Below are 19,994 nucleotides of genomic sequence, written 5' to 3'. Positions count from 1 at the left end.
GTTCATCTACAGCCATCTGGATGAAAACACTTTCACCATCAAACCATTGTGTCGGACTCACAATACGCTTTAAGTAATTGATATGTGGCTGTTATAGACGTTTGATGTGTACGTTCCATTGCATGTGATGATTCAATACCTGCTCCAAACAAACCATGTTTCACATCTGCCCCTGCATGTAACGCCCCCGTCGCGTCAGATGCATAATATGGATAGATATCAACTTTGTAATGAATATTTTCTTTTTGACATAATTTCACCAGTTGTTGGCGTAGTTGCTTATGATAAGGACCCGAGGCGTCTTTTGCGCATATGGAGACTGAATATTCATCAGTATTTTGCCCATCTCCTATGGCCCCCATATCTAATGCAATAAATTCCTCAATTGCTGTATCAATATTCGAGTTTGCGCCATACCCTATCTCTTCGTTATTTGAAAAATAAAAAATGGTTGTATACGGTAATACTATATTATCGATATGCAATGATTTTAAATAAGCTAGCATTAATGCAACACTGACTTTATCATCTAAGTGTCGTGATTTTATAAAGCCTGTCGATGTAACTTCAGTACGTGGGTCAAAGCTGATAAAATCACCTACATTGATTCCAAGATCTAATGTTTCTTGTTTTGACATTGTTTTAGCGTCAATGCGTACTTCCATATGTTCTTGTGTACGTTCAATTTTCTGATTGTTTAAATATACGTGCGGAGATGTTTCATGTAAGAGAATGGTACCCGTATACGTCTTATCATCAGAAGTCCGGATGGTACAATATTCTCCTTCAATAGCGTTGTATTTAAAGCCACCAATTAAATCTATTCGTACGCGACCGTCCTCTAATATTTCTTTTACCATTGCACCTAACGTATCAACATGAGCAGTAATACAACGTTTTTGTGCCTTGTTTTGCCCCTCTACTTCTACGTATAAGCCACCTTTTCGTGTCATTTCGGGTGAATAGCCCATCTGAGTGAGCTGTGTTTTCACATACTGAATTGCAAGTGCTGTATCACCTGATGGGCTATGTATCGCAGTTAAATCTTTTAGATAATTTAATGCTTGATTATACATGTTTCTCTCCCCTTCACTCATCTTTCCCTCATTATACCTATCTTCTCTTATTTCTTCACAAGATTACCGTGTATTCTATTGCAATTAAACGCTTTAAAATGTTAAAATATCTGAATATTATTACAATAGGCGGTGCACTATGACTAACATTTTTTTCGTAGGTTTAGGCTTAATTGGAGGGAGTTTAGCCAGTAATTTTAAATATTTTTATGAAGATATTCACATCACAGCTTATGATGCCAATCATCATCAGTTACAACGTGCGATGTCAATGGGCATTGTAGATACAATTACTACAAATTATGCACATGGATTAGCACAAGCGGATATTGTTATTTTTGCTACACCTGTTCAAACGACGACGGCTTACCTTAAAGAAATGTCTCAATACGAAACGCGCCCAGGTCTTATAGTTACCGATACTGGTAGTACAAAATCTACAATTCAAGCGTTTGAGCGTTCATTATTAAAACATGATATACATCTTATTGGTGGACACCCTATGGCAGGGAGTCATAAAAGTGGTGTATTAAACGCCAAAAAACATTTATTTGAAAATGCCTATTACGTTCTTGTTCATGACTTGCCAGAAAATAATCACGCCTCTGAGAAAATTCAATCTCTACTTCAATATACGCGCGCTAAGGTCATCTCTATGACTGCAGATGAACATGATAAGATTACAGGTATTGTGAGTCATGTTCCCCACTTTGTTGCATCAAGTTTAGTTCATTTAAATGCGCTTTATGCACGTGATTCTGAGTGGGTTAAAGATCTAGCAGCTGGTGGATTTCGTGATATTACGCGTATCGCTAGTAGTAATCCTGAAATGTGGCGTGACATTTCTTTAGAAAATACCCAACATATTTTAACTGTTATGAAACAATTACGTTCACAATTCGATGATGTCATTACGTTACTTGAATCTCAAGATGCAAATGGATTGTATGCATTTTTTAATCATGCCAAAATGTACCGCGATGAATTGCCATTGCGTAACAAAGGGGCGATGAATAGTACATTTGATTTATATGTCGACATCCCGGATAAACCCGGTACGATTTCTCAAGTACTTGATATTTTAAGCACGCGTCGTATTTCAATTAGTAACTTACGTATTTTAGAAGTGCGTGAAGATATTTATGGTGCCTTACGCATCAGCTTTAAATCAGCCTCTGATCGCGATGCAGGAAGACAAGCCCTCTCCCATCAATTTGACACGTATATAAATTAAAAAACCGAGCAACACCCCCTAGTTGCCCGGTTTTCTTTTTTAAATTTACCTTATAAGGTTTACATAATATAAATATGGTTACTACATAATTGCAATCCTTTGACATCATTTTGCTGTGCACCATTTCAAACTACATTTTATGACCCGCCATTAGACCAAGTCGATTATGTTTTGTTCCTGCATCTGTAAATGACACTGCCTTGGATACACTTCCTCGTCCGTATTTTTGATGTAAATAATCAATGGTTTTGGCTAACTTTTCATCTCTACGTCGCAGATATTCATCTATAAATAAATTGAGCTGTCGATCTGTATCTGATACAAATTGTGTCAAGGACACACTCAGTGTGCGATATAATTCTGTTTTGTCACACTTCTCATCTGCTAATCGAAATACCGTTTGAATGATATCACGATCTAAATTGGTCGCATCTTGTAATGTGTATTGCTTAGATATGCCACCCCCTTCACTATAGCCATATGAGAAATGAATCGTCTTCGCAAATTGATTACGCGATCTTAAACGACTGGCCACATCTTCAATCAACTCTTGCATCACGACTTTTGTTTCTTCATAAGTGTAATCTCGCATTAAAATCTGACTTTTACATATAGACGGATTAATCACTTGATACGTATCACTAATATGACTTTGATCAATACCATTTGCATGGAGATGTAAGTCTACGCCTATAATGCCAAAATCACGCTTTAAATATTGATATGGGTATTGTGCAAGTTGCCCAATATTAAAAATCCCACGTTGATTTAACTTTTTTTCTGTTTGTTTACTAATCCCCCAAAAGTCACGTAAAGGCTCAATTTTCCACAGTTTGCTCGGAACATCTTCATAGCGCCATTCAGCAATGTAGTTCTCATTATTTTTTGCTTCATTATCCAATGCCACTTTACTCATCAACATATTCGGGCCAATACCAATCGCACATTGAATTTGTGTTTCATCTAAAATTTCCTTAATTAAGCGTTCGCAAAATGATTTAAGCGTTGTACTAAAACGATAATAACTTTTAGTAACATCCATAAAAAATTCATCAATACTATATTGGTGTAAATCTTCAGCTGGGACATACCGCAATGCAATTTGAGAAATTTTTAATGATACTTCTAAATATTTTCGCATGCTCGGATTAATAATATAGATATCGTTTCTGTGCGGAATTTCAAATAAACGTGACCCTGTTTTTATCCCTAATGCTTTTAATTTTGGGGTTGCTGCTAATACAACTGACCCCTGACGTTTTGTATCCGCAACAACAGCTAATTTGGTGTCTAAAGGATTTAAACCTTTTTCAATACATGAGACACTCGCAAAAAAACTCTTTTGATCAATACATAAAATATCTCGGTTTTCTAACAAATTATAATCATACATCCAACCACCCCATTTTTTTCATACTGAAGGATAGTTTTATTATATACGAACATACGTTCTGTTTTCAAGATGAAACATGTTGCTTCTTTGTTAAAAAACATAAAAAAGAGACCAAAGCGTGATACGTATGCGCTTTAGTCTCAACAAAAAATATTAATGCGTTACATATGGAATGATTTCTTCAACTTCTTCGTCTATACCTAAATCAATATAAACATGAGCCTTTAAATAAACTTTACTGTCTTTAGATTGAAAATTGAGGTTTTCTGGTTTGAAATTGAAAGTCGCTTTATAAGGATGACCTTTATCAACAGTAAAACTGTCTTCAAGTGTAAAAGCAGCTAATTCATTTTCTAGCTGTGAAAATTCACTTGTTTCATCATTGTTTTCATATTTTTCAATGAGTTTAACTTCGGTATGTGTCACAGTTTGAGCACTGTCTCCCGCTTTAAAATGAATACATCCACTGATAGCATCAGACACACGATATTCATTCTGATCTAATCGAATATACACATGCATGCCGTTAATTCCTAATGATGTTAAAATGTTTTCAAAACCCATATTGTACCTCCGAGATTTAAACGTTTTCTCTATCATATCTATAAAGGAATTCATTTGGCAAATCAAACCCTAAAATTTAAAAAAATCTTAAGAAGAGCCAGTCTTTTCCAAAGAAAATGCTATAATAAAAGAAAAGGAGGCGACTTACATGCCAATCGTAACAGTACAACTATTAGAAGGTCGTTCAGACGAACAATTAAAAGCCCTCGTTTCAGAAGTAACAGATGCAGTAGAAAAAACAACAAAAGCCAACCGAGATGCCATTTCTGTGGTCATCGAAGAAATGAAACCACAACATTATGGCGTTGGTGGTAAACGTAAAATCGATCAGTAGAAGCTAAATCTGTATCGTATATCTATTTTAAATCCCTTCACCGTTCATTTCAGGATGAATGCTGAAGGGATTTTAATGTTCATCGACGTGGTGTCCCACTTTAAAAGTGTGTTAGGTTCACATAAAAAAACAGGCAGGCACAATGCCCACCTGTCAACATTAGTCATTTAAAAATTCTTGAATTTGTTTTTTGTTCGCTTCTTTATCAATACCTAGTGCACTACCGCCATCATTCGTAGTCACATCTTCGTAAGTTCCTTTTACTGGTACGCTCAATGTTTTAATATTTTTATCACCACGAACGATAAAGCCAATACCTGTTTGGTAAATCGCAGAGTCAGGCATATCTGTTGCTACATAGCCACGCATAATCCCTGCAAGTTTCGGTAATTTAAATACCGTCGACGGTTGAACAAGTTCTTGTTTTAGAGCACTCATCACTTGTTGTTGACGTCGAACACGACCGAAATCGCCTTCTTCATCATGTCGAAAACGGGCATAACCTAATAATTCTTTACCATTTAGACGGTGTTGTCCTTTCTTCAATGACACACCAATTTTAGCTGACATATCTTTTTCAACATTAATCGGAACACCTTCAGGACTCAATTCATCAATCATGGCTTCAAATCCTTTAAAGTCAAGCGTTGCATAGTATTCTGGTTCAATACCTAAATTCTCTTTAAGTGTTTTACGCAATAATTCAGGTCCACCTAATGAATAAGCGGTGTTAATTTTATAACGATTATATCCAGGTATATCTGCGTAAATATCACGCATCACAGATACAATTTTCATATCTTTATGAAGAAAATCATACTGAGCAATCATAATGGAATCCGTTCGTGAAACACCACCATCTTCACGGTCAGAACCTAAAATAAGTACCGTTGCTTTCGCATCATTTTTAGATGTACCGTTAAATTTATGTAACTTAGGTGCTTGTTTATGATCTTTGGCAACTTCAAGACCAGAACGATAACTCGAAATCGTAAAAACAGTCGTTGCAATTAAGATAATAATAATAGCCAAAATAATAAATGGGAGTTTTCGTATACGACGTTTTTTGCGTCGTTTCATGCCCCCTTTTGGCGGTTTGGGATTTCTATGTTCATATTTAATTTCGCTCATCTTATCAACCTTATACCTTCAAAATTGGGATTGTCTGTACTATAATTAATACATATTAACGTTATATAAAATTATTTTAAAAATCAAGTGAAAACTTTAAAAATCGGACTAAGGTCTAAAATAAAAGGGGAAAGGGTGTCCACATGAATATCAATGTTGCTTACTTTGCTGGAGGTTGTTTTTGGTGTATGGTTCAACCTTTTGACACTAATGAAGGCATTGAAAACGTGACTTCAGGATACATGGGTGGACATTTAGCACACCCAACATATGAAGATGTGAAGACAGGGGAAACTGGACATTATGAAACAGTACGCATTGAATATGATGTCGCCCTCTTTTCATATCAAAAATTATTAGAGATTTTCTTTTCTGTTATTGACCCTACAGATGCTGGAGGACAATATCAAGATAGAGGACCTCAATATCAGACGGCTATATTTTATACCAATCAAGATCAAAAAGAGGTAGCAGAAGCTTACATCGCCTCTTTAAAAAATACCTTCGATCATGATAAAGCGATCGCCACAAAAATTTTACCCGCTTCCACATTTTACGAAGCAGAAGCCTATCATCAAGATTTTTATAAAAAGCATCCTGAGCGCTATCAACAAGAAAAAGAAGATCGTGCAAAGTATCAATCCAAACATCAATAAAACCAAAAAGGATGTAGCGACGTCGCTACATCCTTTTTAATTTATGCATTTTTACGAATGACACGGGTTACTTTAATTAAGCTTTCCCAAACATTTTGACGTCGATGATACACTAAAAAGCGTGATTCCCAATTCGGATTAAATTTACTTTTATATTTACGCAATCCTTGGAAACTATACAAACCATTAAAATGTTCATATAAACGTCCAGCAAACTTCTCACGCATGTGACCATATGGCATTTGACCGACATTAGATAACGTAGCCATCCCCATATTAAAGTAAGCATATCCGTTGTCTTTAGACCACTGTAGCATGTGTAAATACAATGCATCCATAAATGGGACATCAATCGATCTATTCCATCTGATTAAGTCTACAGAGACAATCTCATTATCTTTAACAGGCATCAGTGTACAAAATGCATCAATACGTCCTTCTTCATTTCTCAATACAGCGATAGGTGCCGCATCAAGATACTCACGTGAAAAATTCCCAACTGAGAAATAAAATTCTTTATCTTGACCAAGCCAACCGTCACTTACTTCTTTAAGTTGCTTAAATGTTGCTTCATCTATAGGTGAGGATAACATTTCAAAAGTATAGCCCATTGTCTCAACTTTATTTAACGTTGCACGGAAGCCACGACGTTTTTTACCTGAAGTAGTAAACGCTTGAGCGTCAATTAATGCTTCTTCACCTAATTTAAAGAATTGATTACCAAAGTCATGATATAACGATAAATGCTTTTCAGAGACTTGATAGAAAATGACTTCAGCACCTAAATAGGTCGCATGATCATAAAATTTTTCAAGAAGCGCCGCAAAGCTTTCTTCATTCCCTACAGGATCTCCTAAAACAATAAATGAATTACGGTAAAAACGATACATAATGAACGCATCGTGTTGTTCATTAACAAACATATTTTTATCACCACTGAACAGTAAGTGACTTAAATTATGTCCTCCATATTGATCTATTATCTTTTGACCAATTTCTAAATCTACATTTTCAAGTGGCATACGGTAATGACGTTCAAAAATGTAGATGATAATCGCAACAATTAATGACATTCCAATAATTGAGAGCCAAAAAGTGGAACGTAAAACAAAATAATCTACATTTGGCATTTTCACATCGACAATTGCTAACGTTTGTCTTACTAGCACTTGGTTTAGGTAAAAGAATATCGCACTCACTAAAACAATATAAATAATTGATTTAAAACGAATCGCACGTTTTAAAACATTCGACTTACGATACGCAAATATTAAAGGTGCTAAAATTAAAGTAACAACTAGTATTTCAATTGAGATACCGTATACATAGAAATTAGTTATAATCAAAATACACATTGCGACAATGATAAAGAGCGTCGCACGCTGACTCCGTTCTATAATTCCACGTAAATTTAAAATTAAAATCAAGCAGGCACTCACATTAAATATATACAAAATGAGAAACACGATATGATGTTTAGATGTGGCGGCATCAACAATAATTAAAGCGTTGATTAATAAAAACATTAAACTCGTTATACCTACTAAAACACTTAAAATTAAAGATGGAAAAATATTTACGAAATCTTTTTGAAACGAAAAGATAAATCCTGTGACATCTCTCGCCGGCACAAAGAATTTCGAATCAGATATAAAGTTTTTCGCATGTGGGCCGAATTCGAATACCGTCATCACAAGTGCAATGAATAAAGGAAAGAAGTAGTATGCAAAACGATACACAAGTAACGCTAAGACAATTTTTTCTTCAGGAATGCCGATATATTTTAAACCTAATAAAATAATCAAATCAAATGCACCAAATCCCCCAGGGATAAATGATGCTAAACCAGATATTGCGGCTACAATAAATACACTTAATACAACTGGAAACGGTGGATTCGCTCCGACAATATGTAAAGATAAGTAAAGTACAAGACTCGCACAAATCCATTCAACACTTGAAATCACTGTAAAAAGTGACCCTAACCAACGTGCTTTTTGATCAATCGGAGAAATTAATGACACAATGATAAATACTGGTAACAAAAATGCAACGACATAAAGTAATATTTTAACCCATATTGATGTATTATCTAAAAAACTGACATCTAGAATATGTGTAACGATGAGTAACGATAAAAAACTCAATCCTGTGAGCATCGACGTTAAAATATATGAAATAAATTTCACAAGTTTCTTACGTTCATTCGAATAATTACTATAAAACCATAATCTGACACCTGCGCCGATAAAGCCACCAAAACCAATAATATTATTAAAGGCATTGATAATATAACCTACGCGGAGTGCTTTGAACTTAGAAACCGGTAATTTAAAGCGTGCCGCTAGCACCCAGTCAAATAATGACAACAGTCCGAGTGCAAATGCACCTAGTAAAAATAACCCAATTAATTCAAAACGATTAATGTGATTAAATAGTATAAATGTTTTTTTGAAATCAATATGTGACAGTTCTTTTGACAACACAGACGTCACAATGACAATTAATACCAAAACAAATACAATTTTTAAATATTTCACTAAATTTTTATTTAAAGACATATGGCACTACCTTTCTGACTGAATTCATGCATAAAGGTGCGAGGATTGCTCACCTCACCCTTGATACATATAAAAACTGACTGAAACTGTGATAATACATGATGAAATCACAATTACGCAAGCCCCTTGATTTTAAAATCGCTTAAATTTATTTAGAGGAAGATGACTCACTTTGCGCTCTTGCGTATTCCTCATCAGGCATTTCATATAAACCTGCATCTTCAGCGTAATATTTATTATAACGACGCTTAAATAGTAGGAAGATATGCGATACTAATACTTTTAAAATCGCATATGCTGGAATACCTAAAATAACGCCGACAATGCCTAGTAAGTTACCTGCACTTAATAAGACAAATATAATCGTTAATGGATGAATTTTTAAAGTTTTACCCATTACGTTTGGTGAAATGAAATGCCCTTCAATAAATTGCACAGCAGTCCACACAATGATTAATTTAATAAGCATGAAAGGTGATGTAATAATTGAAATGATAATTGCCGGTGAAATGGCAATTGTAGGTCCTAAATAAGGCACTACACTCGTTACTGCAGCAATACTCGCAAGGATTAATGCATAATCTAAACCAATGATAGAGTAGCCGATAAACAAGAGTACACCGATACAAAAAGATACAATAATTTGACCTTGAATATAAGACCCTACTTGATGACTCATCTTATCTAGTAAATCATGTACATCTTTACGGAATTTAGGCGGTGTTACATGATTAATAAACCCTTTAAATTTATGTCCATCTTTCAACATGAAAAACAACACAAATGGCACCGTAATAAGCACGACTGTCGCATTTACAAGTGTTTCTGCAAACGTACGTAGTCTCGGCGCAATACTATCAGACATCTTAGGTAAACGCTCTTGCAATGTCGTTAACGTACTTTCAATTTGTGTAGAATATTTTTCTAAAAATGGAAAATGCATGACACGATTCACAAAATCTGTGACTTTATGAATATAAGCAGGCGCATTCGAGATAAGACGTTCCAATTGAATAGAGACAAGTGGAATCAATAAATTCACAATAATTGTGATAATACCAGCGATGGCAACAAATAAAATCGTAATCGCCCAAATACGTTTAATATTATAGCGCTCCATCAAATTGATAATAGGATTAAATAAATAGAATAGAATTAATCCGATAATGATAGGCGCAGCGATGGTATTAAATACGATAATAAATGGTTGGAAGACATACGATACTTTATCAAATATAAAAATGACAATTCCTAATAGGATAAATATCATTAAAGCAAAAAGTAAGTCTTTACCCCCGAAAAATTTCATAAAACGACTTTCTCGAAAATCAAGGTTTTTGCGCTCTACACCTTGGTTTTCTCTTTGATTAGACATAACACTCTCACCCTACTTTACTTAAATTAATTATAGTGTATCGTTTTTTAAAAAAAATTAAAACTTATAACCATAAATAGAACTTTAAAATTACCTTAGATTTAGACATCTTATATGACTTATAACTATTATTTCATGATAATAAACCCTTATCCGACACGCCTTGCTATTTTTTAAAGTTTTTATTTAATGATTCCTTTATTTTAAAACTTCTTAACTGGCAGACGTCACTTCAGCCTATACCCTTCATCACACATAGTGATGTTGTCTTAAATATACCACTCCGGCACCGTGCACAAACCGTATCTATATCATGAAACATTCCTCCTCAAAAAGCTTTCAACGTGCATAAGACAATAAACGTTGAAAGCAATGATCAATCTAACATATCACCATATTCGTTGATCTAATGATACATCATGCACATAGATGATATGGCACAAAAAAGGATGGCCTATGATATCATAGACCACCCCAATGGTGTTTATGCTTTAAATAATGTATCTCCAAAGTTCACAGTTTGATCTTCTGACACAGTTATTTCATTAATATTTCCTTGCGTTAAAATAATCGGCGTAATATCACTCTTCGCGTTTTCTCGAATGTAATCTAAATCAAATGTAAGTAATACATCGCCTGTTTGGATTGTTTGACCCTCTTCAACTTGCATTGTAAAGCCTTCACCGTTAAGTTTAACCGTATCTAAGCCAACGTGGATTAAAAGCTCTGTACCTTCATCTGAAACTAAACCAATCGCATGTTTAGTAGGGAAGAACATTTGTACTTTACCATTAAATGGCGCGCGAACTTCACCTTTCGTTGGTGCAATTGCAATACCGTCACCCATCATTTTCTCGCTAAACACTTGATCAGGTACGTCAGAAAGTGGCACAAATTTACCCTCTAAAGGTGAGGCAATGATTGTTGCATCTGAAGTTGATTGTTTGTGTTCGTCAATAACAACAGGTTCATCGTCATGATCATCTAATGATACAGGTTTTACTGTTTTACCATCCATGATATGTTGCATTTCATGTTTGATTTGATCTGACTTCGGACCGAAAATCGCTTGCATATTATTGCCCACTTCTAGTACGCCAGATGCACCTAAATCTTTCAAACGTCCAACGTCAACTTTTGACTTGTCCGCAACTTCTACACGTAAACGCGTAATACATGCATCTAAATGTTTGATATTTTCTTTACCACCCATAGATTCAAGTACTGCATATGGTAATTCACTCGCTTCAACTGATGCTGATTCAGATTGCTTATCTTCACGTCCTGGCGTTTTAAAGTTAAATTTCTGAATTAAGAAGCGGAAAACTGTGTAGTAAATCACCGCATACACAATACCAACTGGAAATACAAGCCACCAAGCTGTTTGGTTAGGTAAAACACCAAGTAATACATAATCGATGAATCCACCAGAGAATGTGTAACCTAAATGAACATCGAGTAAGTATAAAATTAAGAATGATAAACCATCAAGTACTGCATGGATAAAGAATAATAATGGTGCTACGAATAAGAATGAAAATTCTAATGGTTCTGTAATACCTGTTAAAAATGATGTTAATGCTGCTGATGCCATTAAACCAGCAACCACTTTTTTGTTTTCTGGTTTAGCGGTATGATAAATTGCTAAGGCAGCCGCTGGTAAACCAAACATCATCACTGGGAATTCGCCTTGCATGAATTTACCAGCTGTTAAATGTGCACCTTCACGAATTTGCTCTAAGAAAATACGTTGGTCACCTTTAAAAATTTCTCCTGCCCCATTAGTATATGAACCAAATTCAAACCAGAACGGCGCATGGAAAATATGGTGCAAACCAAATGGAATTAATAATCGTTTAATAAAACCAAAGAAGAATACTGCAAGTCCAGTATTAGAATCTAATAAACCGCTACTGAACGCATTTAAACCGTCTTGAATCGTTGGCCAAATTAACGCCATTGGGAATGCAAGAATAAATGATAACGTCGCCATCATAATTGGCACAAATCGTTTACCTGCAAAGAACCCTAAATAAGTAGGTAATGAAATGTTATAAAATTTGTTATAACACCATGCTGCTAATGCACCAATGATAATCCCGCCAAACACACCTGTTTGAAGCGTTGGAATCCCTAAAACACTTGCAAAACCTTTGTTAGCTTCGCCTGCCATTTCAGGTGTCACGTGTAAAAAGGCACCCATTGTTTTATTTAAAATGACAAAACCTACAAAAGCAGCAATTGCCGCAACACCGTCACCACCGGCAAGTCCGATCGCAACCCCCATTGCAAAAATAATCGGTAGGTTATCAAAAATGACACTACCTGCACCTGTCATCATTTCAGCGACATTTTGAATGCCTTGGTTTTGGATGAATGGCACATAATGTTGTAGTGCTTCCCCTTGTAAAGCTACACCAAATGCTAAAAGTAAACCAGCAGCTGGTAGAATCGCAACAGGTAACATTAAGGCTTTACCAATACGTTGCAACTGTCCAAATAGTTTCTTTCCCACTGTAATACCTCCAATTTTTATGAATCTCACACAAAAAAGCATGAGTAAAAAGCCATGGATAGCATATCCATAGGTTTTAACTCATGCCTAATCTCACTTAGTAACACGTTACGTATTCGATTGCGTCGTCGTTGAAAGTTGTTGAATATGCATTGTTAAATATGCAATTTCAGCTTGATACACTTCCAGACTGCTTTGTGTTTGAATCATTTTTACTATTTTAACAGCTATATTGTAGCATAAAGGATATTGTGATTTCAATAGCGTTTCAAAATCTAATTGTACTTGTGCACGTTCTCCTTTGCGCACACGCTGAAGTAAGAAATGAATATGTCTCACAAAGCGTTGGTATTGAATGGATTGTATTGGTATTTTAATTTGTAAATCATGTTCAATCATGCGTACCGCTGTATTAATCAATTTCGGTACTTGTTCTGTTTCCTCTATATTAATTTGATTCGTTTGAGAAGCAATGTGTAACGCAATAAAACCAACTTCATCTTCAGGAAAATTGACATTTAATTGCAAGTTGATTCGAGCGACAACACGTTTAGCTATTGTATAAGCTTCAGGGTAGCTATATTTTGTTTCACTGAGAAATGGATTTTGTATATATTGTTGTTGCTGATAACGCTTTAACGCAAAGACAATATGATCGGTAATAGATACAATAAATGACTCATTTTGACTTAAATCAAAATGTGACATGATGAGTTGCACAGACTCTATCACTACTTTTAGAACTTCTTCATCAGTATGCGCGATTACCATTTTATAATGATCTTGTTCTTCTTTATTTTGTAATGTAAAGACCTTTTCAATAACTTTATCTGGTTGGATGTGTTTGCCCGCTTTTTGATTAAAGCCGAGCCCTTTTCCAATAATAATCACTTCTTCATTATGATATTCACAAATGAGTACGTTATTGTTGAGGACTTTTTTTATTAAATATGACGGCATAATTTTAATCTCCTCTACCACTTCATAATGATTATATATTGAAAGATAAAATAAATAAAGCGACATTTTTTATATCATAGACACCAATGTGCGTTTGTAAAAAAAGCTTTCAAAATTCATGAATAAATGAACTTTGAAAGCTAAAGATATGTTAATGATAGATGAAACTGTCGACTTAAAATTTATCGTATTGTTTCAAACGCTTTTGTGCATCGCCCCAACATTCAATACCGAATAAATTAATTTCTAATTCTTCTGGTCTGAAGATAGGTCGTTTACCTTCTTTACGTTGTCGTTGGTAATCCTTGGCGACAGCAAATGCAACATTAGATAAACCGATAATTGCCACCAAGTTAACAATGGCCATTAAGCCCATAAATAAATCTGCTGTGTTCCATACTGTTTGTGTTTTTACAACGGCACCAACAAAAACTAATACTACAACGAAACAGCGGAAAATAAATAATACAATTTTATTTTGAGATAAGAACTCTATGTTAGATTGACCGTAGTAGTAGTTCCCTACTACAGATGAAAATGCAAACAGTGTAATCGCGATTGATAAGAAGATACCGCCAGCACTTCCTAAATGTTCATTAAGTGCTGATTGCGTCACTTTAACACCTTGCGCAGCACCTTCACCAAATTCTAAACCAGAATATAATAAAATCATAATTGCTGTCGCAGTACAAACAAGTAAGGTATCAAAAAATACACCTAAAGATTGAATTAAACCTTGTTTCACAGGGTGTGTAACTGCTGCTGTTGCTGCTGCGTTAGGGGCAGAACCCATACCAGCTTCGTTGGAGAATAGACCACGTTTAACACCTTGTAAAACAGCAAAGCCTAAAGCCCCACCTGCAGCTTGATCTATACCAAATGCACTTTTAATAATCGTTAAAATCATCGGTACAATTTGATCAATATGTGTGACTAAAATAAACAATACCATTACGATATACACAATTGCCATAATCGGAACGATATATGACGACAATGTCGCAATACTTCTTACACCACCGAATATAATGACAGCCGTAAGCAGAGCTAAAACAATCCCTGTATAAACAGGATCAATGTTATATTGTGTTTGCAATGACTCTGCAATAGTATTCGATTGTACAGTATTAAAAACGAAGGCAAAGGTAATTGTAATTAAAATGGCAAATACAATACCTAACCATTTTTGATTTAATCCTTTAGTAATATAATATGCGGGACCACCTCGGAAGCCGCCTTCTTTATCTGGAACTTTGTATACTTGAGCTAAAGTCGCCTCAACAAAGGCACTCGCTGCACCAATAATTGCAATAATCCACATCCAAAATACTGCACCAGGACCACCTAATACAATTGCTGTCGCAACCCCTGCAATATTTCCCGTCCCTACACGAGAACCTGCACTTATTGCGAACGCTTGGAATGGCGAAATCCCCTTTTCACCAGAATCAAGTGTTTCTGGCTTTTCCGTTAAGGCTCTGAACATCTCAGGTATCCACCTAATTTGAACGAACTTTGAACTGATTGAGAAAAAGAGTCCAGCAGTAAGTAGTAATCCAATTAAATATTGGGACCAAATTAAGTCTGTACCTTCAGTTATTAATGTTTTGAACCAACCCGGAATTAAACTATCAAAATCTTTCACTTTAATCCCTCTTTACTTATCAAATTTTCAAATATACTCAATTTTAAAAACAACTAGGTTCATTCTACCATTGAATAAGACAAGTGACTATAAATTTTTTAAAAGCTACTGTATTTCAAGATGCTTGATGTCACCAAACTGTGTCACATCAACTACAAAACTACCATTCGTATATTGTTCAGATAAGTGGATATCGTTAATGTTGCCTTCAAATTGATGACGATCTGAATGCAAAGTAAAGCGCTCATGCTCAGGTCGACATACTTTGGCATCTACAACACGATGTGGATTTTTCTTCAATTCTTTTAATACTGTGATACCCCGTTGCGCACGTTTAGCCGATTGTAAAAGTGATGCTTTAATTCGTTTTAAAGCGCCTCGTTGAGTGGCAATTAAAATGGAATCTTCACTATCAATTGTGTCCGCCAGTACTACGTAATCTTCATCTTTAAGGTTGATGGCTTTCACACCTGCAGCACGTAATCCTGTATCAGGAAGTTCAGACAATGGATAAGTAAGCGACATCCCTTTGTGTGTGAATAATGTAATCAACTGTAGGTCATTCTTGGATGGCACTTTCATCACAGCCACAACGTCATCACCTGCTTTTACTTTTGCAGCAACAAGTGGTTTCGTTGAGCGCGAAGATTTGAAACCTGACAGTAAACTTTTCTTAATCATACCGTTACGCGTTGCGGTAATAATCGCTTCATCATCAGTAAATTTAGAAACGACATACGCTTGTATTATCTTTTCGTCTTCATCAATAGGTACAATTTGAGATACATGTTGACCTAAATCTTTCCATTTTATATCCGGCAATTTATGCACAGCAATCAGTAAGTAGCGTCCTTTTGACGTAAATACAAGCGCTGTATCTTGTGTATTGACTTCTTGAATCGTTAACACGCTGTCCTTATCTTTAATACCAATTTCGTCTTTACCACTTGCATTAAAGCTACGTAAAGAAGTGCGTTTAATATAACCTTCTTGAGTTAAACTCATCACTACCGTCTCACTTGGTACAATGACTTCTTTATCAATTTTAATTTCAGCAATTTCAGCTTCAATCACGGATAAACGTGGTGATTTAAATTGTGCTTTAATTTCATTCAATTCTGATTTAATCACATCAAGTAACGCACCGTGGTCATCCAGAATATGTTTCAATTTAGCGATTAGAGCTTCTAGTTCTTTATGTTCATCTTGCAATGCAACGATATCTGTATTTGTTAAGCGGTACAACTGTAACATAACAATCGCTTCAGCTTGTTCTTGTGTAAAATCAAATTCAGCAACAAGATTATTTTTTGCATCACTTTTATTTTTAGAGTTTCGAATAATTGCGATGACTTCATCTAGAATAGATAAAGCTTTGATCAAACCTTCAACAATATGCATACGCGCTTCAGCATGACTTAAATCATATTGAGTACGACGTGTGACAACTTCGATTTGATGATTTAAGTAACTGTCAATCATCGGTTTAATGCCCATTAACTTAGGTCGACCTTCACTGATTGCTACCATATTGAAATTATAGGCTACTTGTAAATCGGTATTTTTAAATAAATAATTTAAAATTGCTGTTGCATTAACGTCTTTTTTCAACTCCACTGCAACACGTAAACCGCTTCTATCTGTTTCATCACGTACTTCAACGATACCATCTACTTTTTTATCAGCACGTAACTCATCAATTTTTTTCACAAGACTACTTTTGTTCACTTCATATGGAATTTCTGTCACAACGATTTGTGAACGGCCATTTCGCAACGTTTCAATCTCTGTTTTAGAGCGAACGATAATTTTGCCTTTACCCGTTTCGTAGGCCTTTTTAATACCATCAATACCTTGAATAATACCACCCGTTGGAAAATCTGGGCCTTTGATGGATTTCATAAGTTGATTCACCGTGATGTCAGGATTATCTATATATTTTAACGTCGCTGTGATTACTTCTGATAAGTTGTGTGGCGGAATATCTGTCGCATAACCAGCAGAAATCCCTGTAGAACCATTTACAAGTAAATTTGGAAAACGTGCTGGCAACACCATAGGTTCCATTTCAGTATCATCATAGTTCGGTACAAAGTCGACTGTTTCTTTATGAATGTCACGTAATAATTGCGCTGACAGTAAGCTTAATTTTGCCTCTGTATAACGCATTGCAGCTGGAGGATCATTGTCAATACTTCCGTTATTACCATGCATTTCAACTAACACATGACGTAATTTCCAATCTTGACTGAGACGCACCATTGCATCGTAGACCGACGAATCGCCATGTGGGTGGAATTGTCCAATAACATCCCCGACGGTTTTCGCACTTTTACGGAAATTTTTATCGTACGTATTTCCACTTGAATACATTGCATATAAAATACGACGTTGTACAGGCTTTAACCCGTCGCGTACATCAGGTAATGCACGTTCTTGAATGATATATTTACTGTAACGCCCAAAACGGTCACCAATGACATCTTCTAATGGTAAACTTTGGATGATTTCAGCCATTATGCATTCTCCTCTTCCGATTCATCATTTAAAATTTGAACTTCATCATTTTCTAAAATACTTTGGTCTTCTTGCATACCAAATTGTACATGACGTTCAATCCATTCTCTTCGTGGTGCAACTTTATCTCCCATGAGCGTAGACACACGCTTAGATGAACGTACTTCATCTTCAATTTGAACACGAATCAATGTTCGCGTTTCGGGATTCATCGTTGTTTCCCAAAGTTGATCAGGATTCATTTCACCGAGACCTTTGTACCGTTGTAAAATGAATCCTTTTCCAAATTCTTTTTGTAATGATTCTAACTCTTCATCTGTCCAAGCATAGGCTACTTTTTTATTTTTGTTTTTACCTTTTTCTAATTTATAAAGCGGTGGTAATGCGATAAACACGCGACCAGCAGCTACAAGAGGACGCATATATTTAAAGAAAAATGTAAGCAATAATACTTGAATGTGTGCACCATCTGTATCCGCATCGGTCATAATTATGACACGGTTATAGTTACTATCTTCAATATTAAAGTCATTTCCTACACCTGCACCAATCGTATGAATGATTGTATTGATTTCTTCATTTTTAAATATATCTTCCAGTTTTGCTTTTTCAGTATTGATAACTTTACCACGTAATGGCAAAATGGCCTGGAACTTGCGGTCACGTCCAAGTTTTGCAGATCCACCCGCCGAATCACCTTCGACAAGATAGAGTTCATTTTTATCCGTGTTTTTACTTTGCGCTGGTGTCAGTTTACCAGATAGCAACGTATCTTTACGTTTATTTTTCTTACCTGAACGCGCATCTTCTCGCGCTTTTCTCGCTGCTTCTCTCGCTTGTTGGGCTTTAATTGCTTTTTTTACTAACGCTTTAGAAAGTTGACCTTTTTCCTCTAAATAATACGGTAATTTTTCAGCTACAACAGCATCTACAGCACTTCTCGCTTCAGGTGTTCCAAGTTTTGATTTTGTTTGGCCTTCAAATTGGAGTAAGTGTTCTGGAATTCGTACTGATATAATAGCAGTGAGTCCTTCACGTATATCATTACCTTCAAGGTTTTTATCTTTTGCTTTTAAGTCGCCGATACGGCGGGCATAATCATTAAAGACACGTGTCATCGCTGTTTTAAAACCGACTTCATGTGTGCCGCCATCCTTCGTACGGACATTATTAACAAAACTCATAATACTCTCGGAATACTGATCGTTATATTGAAACGATACATCAACCTCAATCTCATTGGACTGACCTTGGAATAAAGCAACGTCATGAAGCGTTTCTTTACCCTCATTGACATATTTTACAAATTCTTTAATTCCTTCTTCATAATGATACACTTCAGTACGTGCTTTATCTGCGCGACGATCTTCTAAAGTAATTTTTAATCCTTGAAGTAAAAAAGCAGATTCTTGTAATCGTTCACTTAACGTATCAAAGTTAAAAGAGGTCGCATTTTTAAATATTTCGGGATCTGGTTTAAATGTTACGGTCGTTCCTGTACGTCTCGTTTTACCTTTAGATATCAGTTTTGTTTGTGGAACGCCACCATGTTTAAACTGTTGTTCAACAATTTTTCCGTCACGGTGAATCTGAACTGTAAGCCATTCACTTAACGCATTGACGACAGATGCACCTACTCCGTGGAGACCGCCAGATGTTTTATAACCACCTTGACCAAATTTACCACCCGCGTGAAGTACAGTAAAAATAACTTCAACAGTAGGTTTCCCTGATTGATGCATTCCTGTTGGCATACCACGACCATTATCGGAAATTGTAATACTTTCGTCTGGATTGATTGTGACATTAATCTCATCACCATATCCATTTAAAATCTCGTCGACAGAATTGTCCACAACTTCATAAACCAAGTGATGGAGTCCACGCTTATCTGTCGAACCAATGTACATACCTGGTCTTTTACGAACAGCCTCAAGACCCTCGAGTACTTGTATTGCATCATCAGAATAGTTATGATTCGTTTTTGCTGACACTCAATTCCCCTCCTACAAACATACGTTCGTTCATCAAAC

At 35.6% G+C, this 19,994-nt stretch carries 14 protein-coding genes; 3 read left to right on the top strand and 11 right to left on the bottom strand.

Annotated features, from left to right (window positions below):
- Positions 1–38: 38 nt before the first annotated feature.
- Positions 39–1,076: a M42 family metallopeptidase gene (locus G8Y85_RS04545; RefSeq protein WP_103346023.1), complete on the bottom strand. Its 1,038-nt coding sequence runs from the start codon at positions 1,074–1,076 to the stop codon at positions 39–41.
- Positions 1,077–1,215: 139 nt separating this feature from the next.
- Between G8Y85_RS04545 and G8Y85_RS04540 the strand changes: the two genes are divergently transcribed.
- The gene (locus G8Y85_RS04540; protein WP_103346024.1) at positions 1,216–2,310 is read left to right on the top strand and encodes a prephenate dehydrogenase; all 1,095 of its coding nucleotides are present in this window, start codon (positions 1,216–1,218) and stop codon (positions 2,308–2,310) included.
- Positions 2,311–2,440: 130 nt separating this feature from the next.
- On the opposite strand, the gene G8Y85_RS04535 is transcribed toward G8Y85_RS04540, so the two are convergent.
- Positions 2,441–3,703: a Y-family DNA polymerase gene (locus G8Y85_RS04535; RefSeq protein WP_165805495.1), complete on the bottom strand. Its 1,263-nt coding sequence runs from the start codon at positions 3,701–3,703 to the stop codon at positions 2,441–2,443.
- Positions 3,704–3,856: 153 nt separating this feature from the next.
- Entirely contained in the window at positions 3,857–4,267 is a 411-nt protein-coding gene (locus tag G8Y85_RS04530) for a sporulation protein (protein WP_107401164.1), read from the bottom strand.
- A gap of 148 nt (positions 4,268–4,415) precedes the next feature.
- On the opposite strand from G8Y85_RS04530, the gene G8Y85_RS04525 reads away from it, so the two are divergent.
- A complete protein-coding gene (locus tag G8Y85_RS04525; protein WP_037564442.1) occupies positions 4,416–4,601 on the top strand; it encodes a 2-hydroxymuconate tautomerase in 186 nt (61 codons plus the stop codon).
- Between the two features lie 159 nt (positions 4,602–4,760).
- Here G8Y85_RS04525 and G8Y85_RS04520 read toward each other — a convergent pair whose 3' ends face one another.
- Positions 4,761–5,732 (bottom strand): LCP family protein, encoded by a 972-nt coding sequence (locus G8Y85_RS04520; RefSeq protein ID WP_037564445.1) that lies wholly within the window; start codon positions 5,730–5,732, stop codon positions 4,761–4,763.
- Between the two features lie 143 nt (positions 5,733–5,875).
- Here G8Y85_RS04520 and msrA point away from each other — a divergent pair, with 143 nt between their 5' ends.
- Positions 5,876–6,388 carry a peptide-methionine (S)-S-oxide reductase MsrA gene (gene msrA / locus G8Y85_RS04515; RefSeq protein WP_107371408.1) on the top strand — a complete coding sequence of 171 codons (513 nt, stop codon included), beginning with the start codon at positions 5,876–5,878 and terminating at the stop codon, positions 6,386–6,388.
- Positions 6,389–6,429: 41 nt separating this feature from the next.
- On the opposite strand, the gene mprF is transcribed toward msrA, so the two are convergent.
- From mprF to parE, 7 genes are all read right to left on the bottom strand, one after another.
- On the bottom strand, positions 6,430–8,949 hold the full coding sequence (gene mprF, locus G8Y85_RS04510) for a bifunctional lysylphosphatidylglycerol flippase/synthetase MprF (RefSeq protein WP_165805494.1): 2,520 nt from the start codon (positions 8,947–8,949) through the stop codon (positions 6,430–6,432).
- Between the two features lie 148 nt (positions 8,950–9,097).
- Positions 9,098–10,324, bottom strand: a complete 1,227-nt coding sequence (locus G8Y85_RS04505) for an AI-2E family transporter (protein WP_085622335.1) — start codon at positions 10,322–10,324, stop codon at positions 9,098–9,100.
- A 484-nt stretch (positions 10,325–10,808) separates the two neighbouring features.
- Positions 10,809–12,839, bottom strand: a complete 2,031-nt coding sequence (gene ptsG, locus G8Y85_RS04500) for a glucose-specific PTS transporter subunit IIBC (protein WP_107371344.1) — start codon at positions 12,837–12,839, stop codon at positions 10,809–10,811.
- Between the two features lie 108 nt (positions 12,840–12,947).
- Positions 12,948–13,799, bottom strand: coding sequence for a glucose PTS transporter transcription antiterminator GlcT (glcT, locus tag G8Y85_RS04495; RefSeq protein ID WP_037564454.1), 852 nt, complete (start codon positions 13,797–13,799; stop codon positions 12,948–12,950).
- A 175-nt stretch (positions 13,800–13,974) separates the two neighbouring features.
- Entirely contained in the window at positions 13,975–15,444 is a 1,470-nt protein-coding gene (alsT, locus tag G8Y85_RS04490) for a glutamine transporter AlsT (protein WP_085622333.1), read from the bottom strand.
- A 105-nt stretch (positions 15,445–15,549) separates the two neighbouring features.
- Entirely contained in the window at positions 15,550–17,961 is a 2,412-nt protein-coding gene (gene parC / locus G8Y85_RS04485; protein WP_165805493.1) for a DNA topoisomerase IV subunit A, read from the bottom strand.
- Positions 17,961–19,955, bottom strand: a complete 1,995-nt coding sequence (gene parE, locus G8Y85_RS04480) for a DNA topoisomerase IV subunit B (RefSeq protein WP_037564461.1) — start codon at positions 19,953–19,955, stop codon at positions 17,961–17,963. The genes parC and parE overlap by 1 nt, the downstream gene beginning before the upstream one ends.
- Positions 19,956–19,994: the final 39 nt, after the last annotated feature.

The sequence above is a fragment of the Staphylococcus sp. 11007852 genome, assembly GCF_011394325.1.
Lineage (GTDB): Bacteria > Bacillota > Bacilli > Staphylococcales > Staphylococcaceae > Staphylococcus > Staphylococcus agnetis.
The sequence above is the reverse complement of the archived record's forward strand: the minus strand, read 5'-3'. Positions and strand labels throughout refer to the sequence as shown.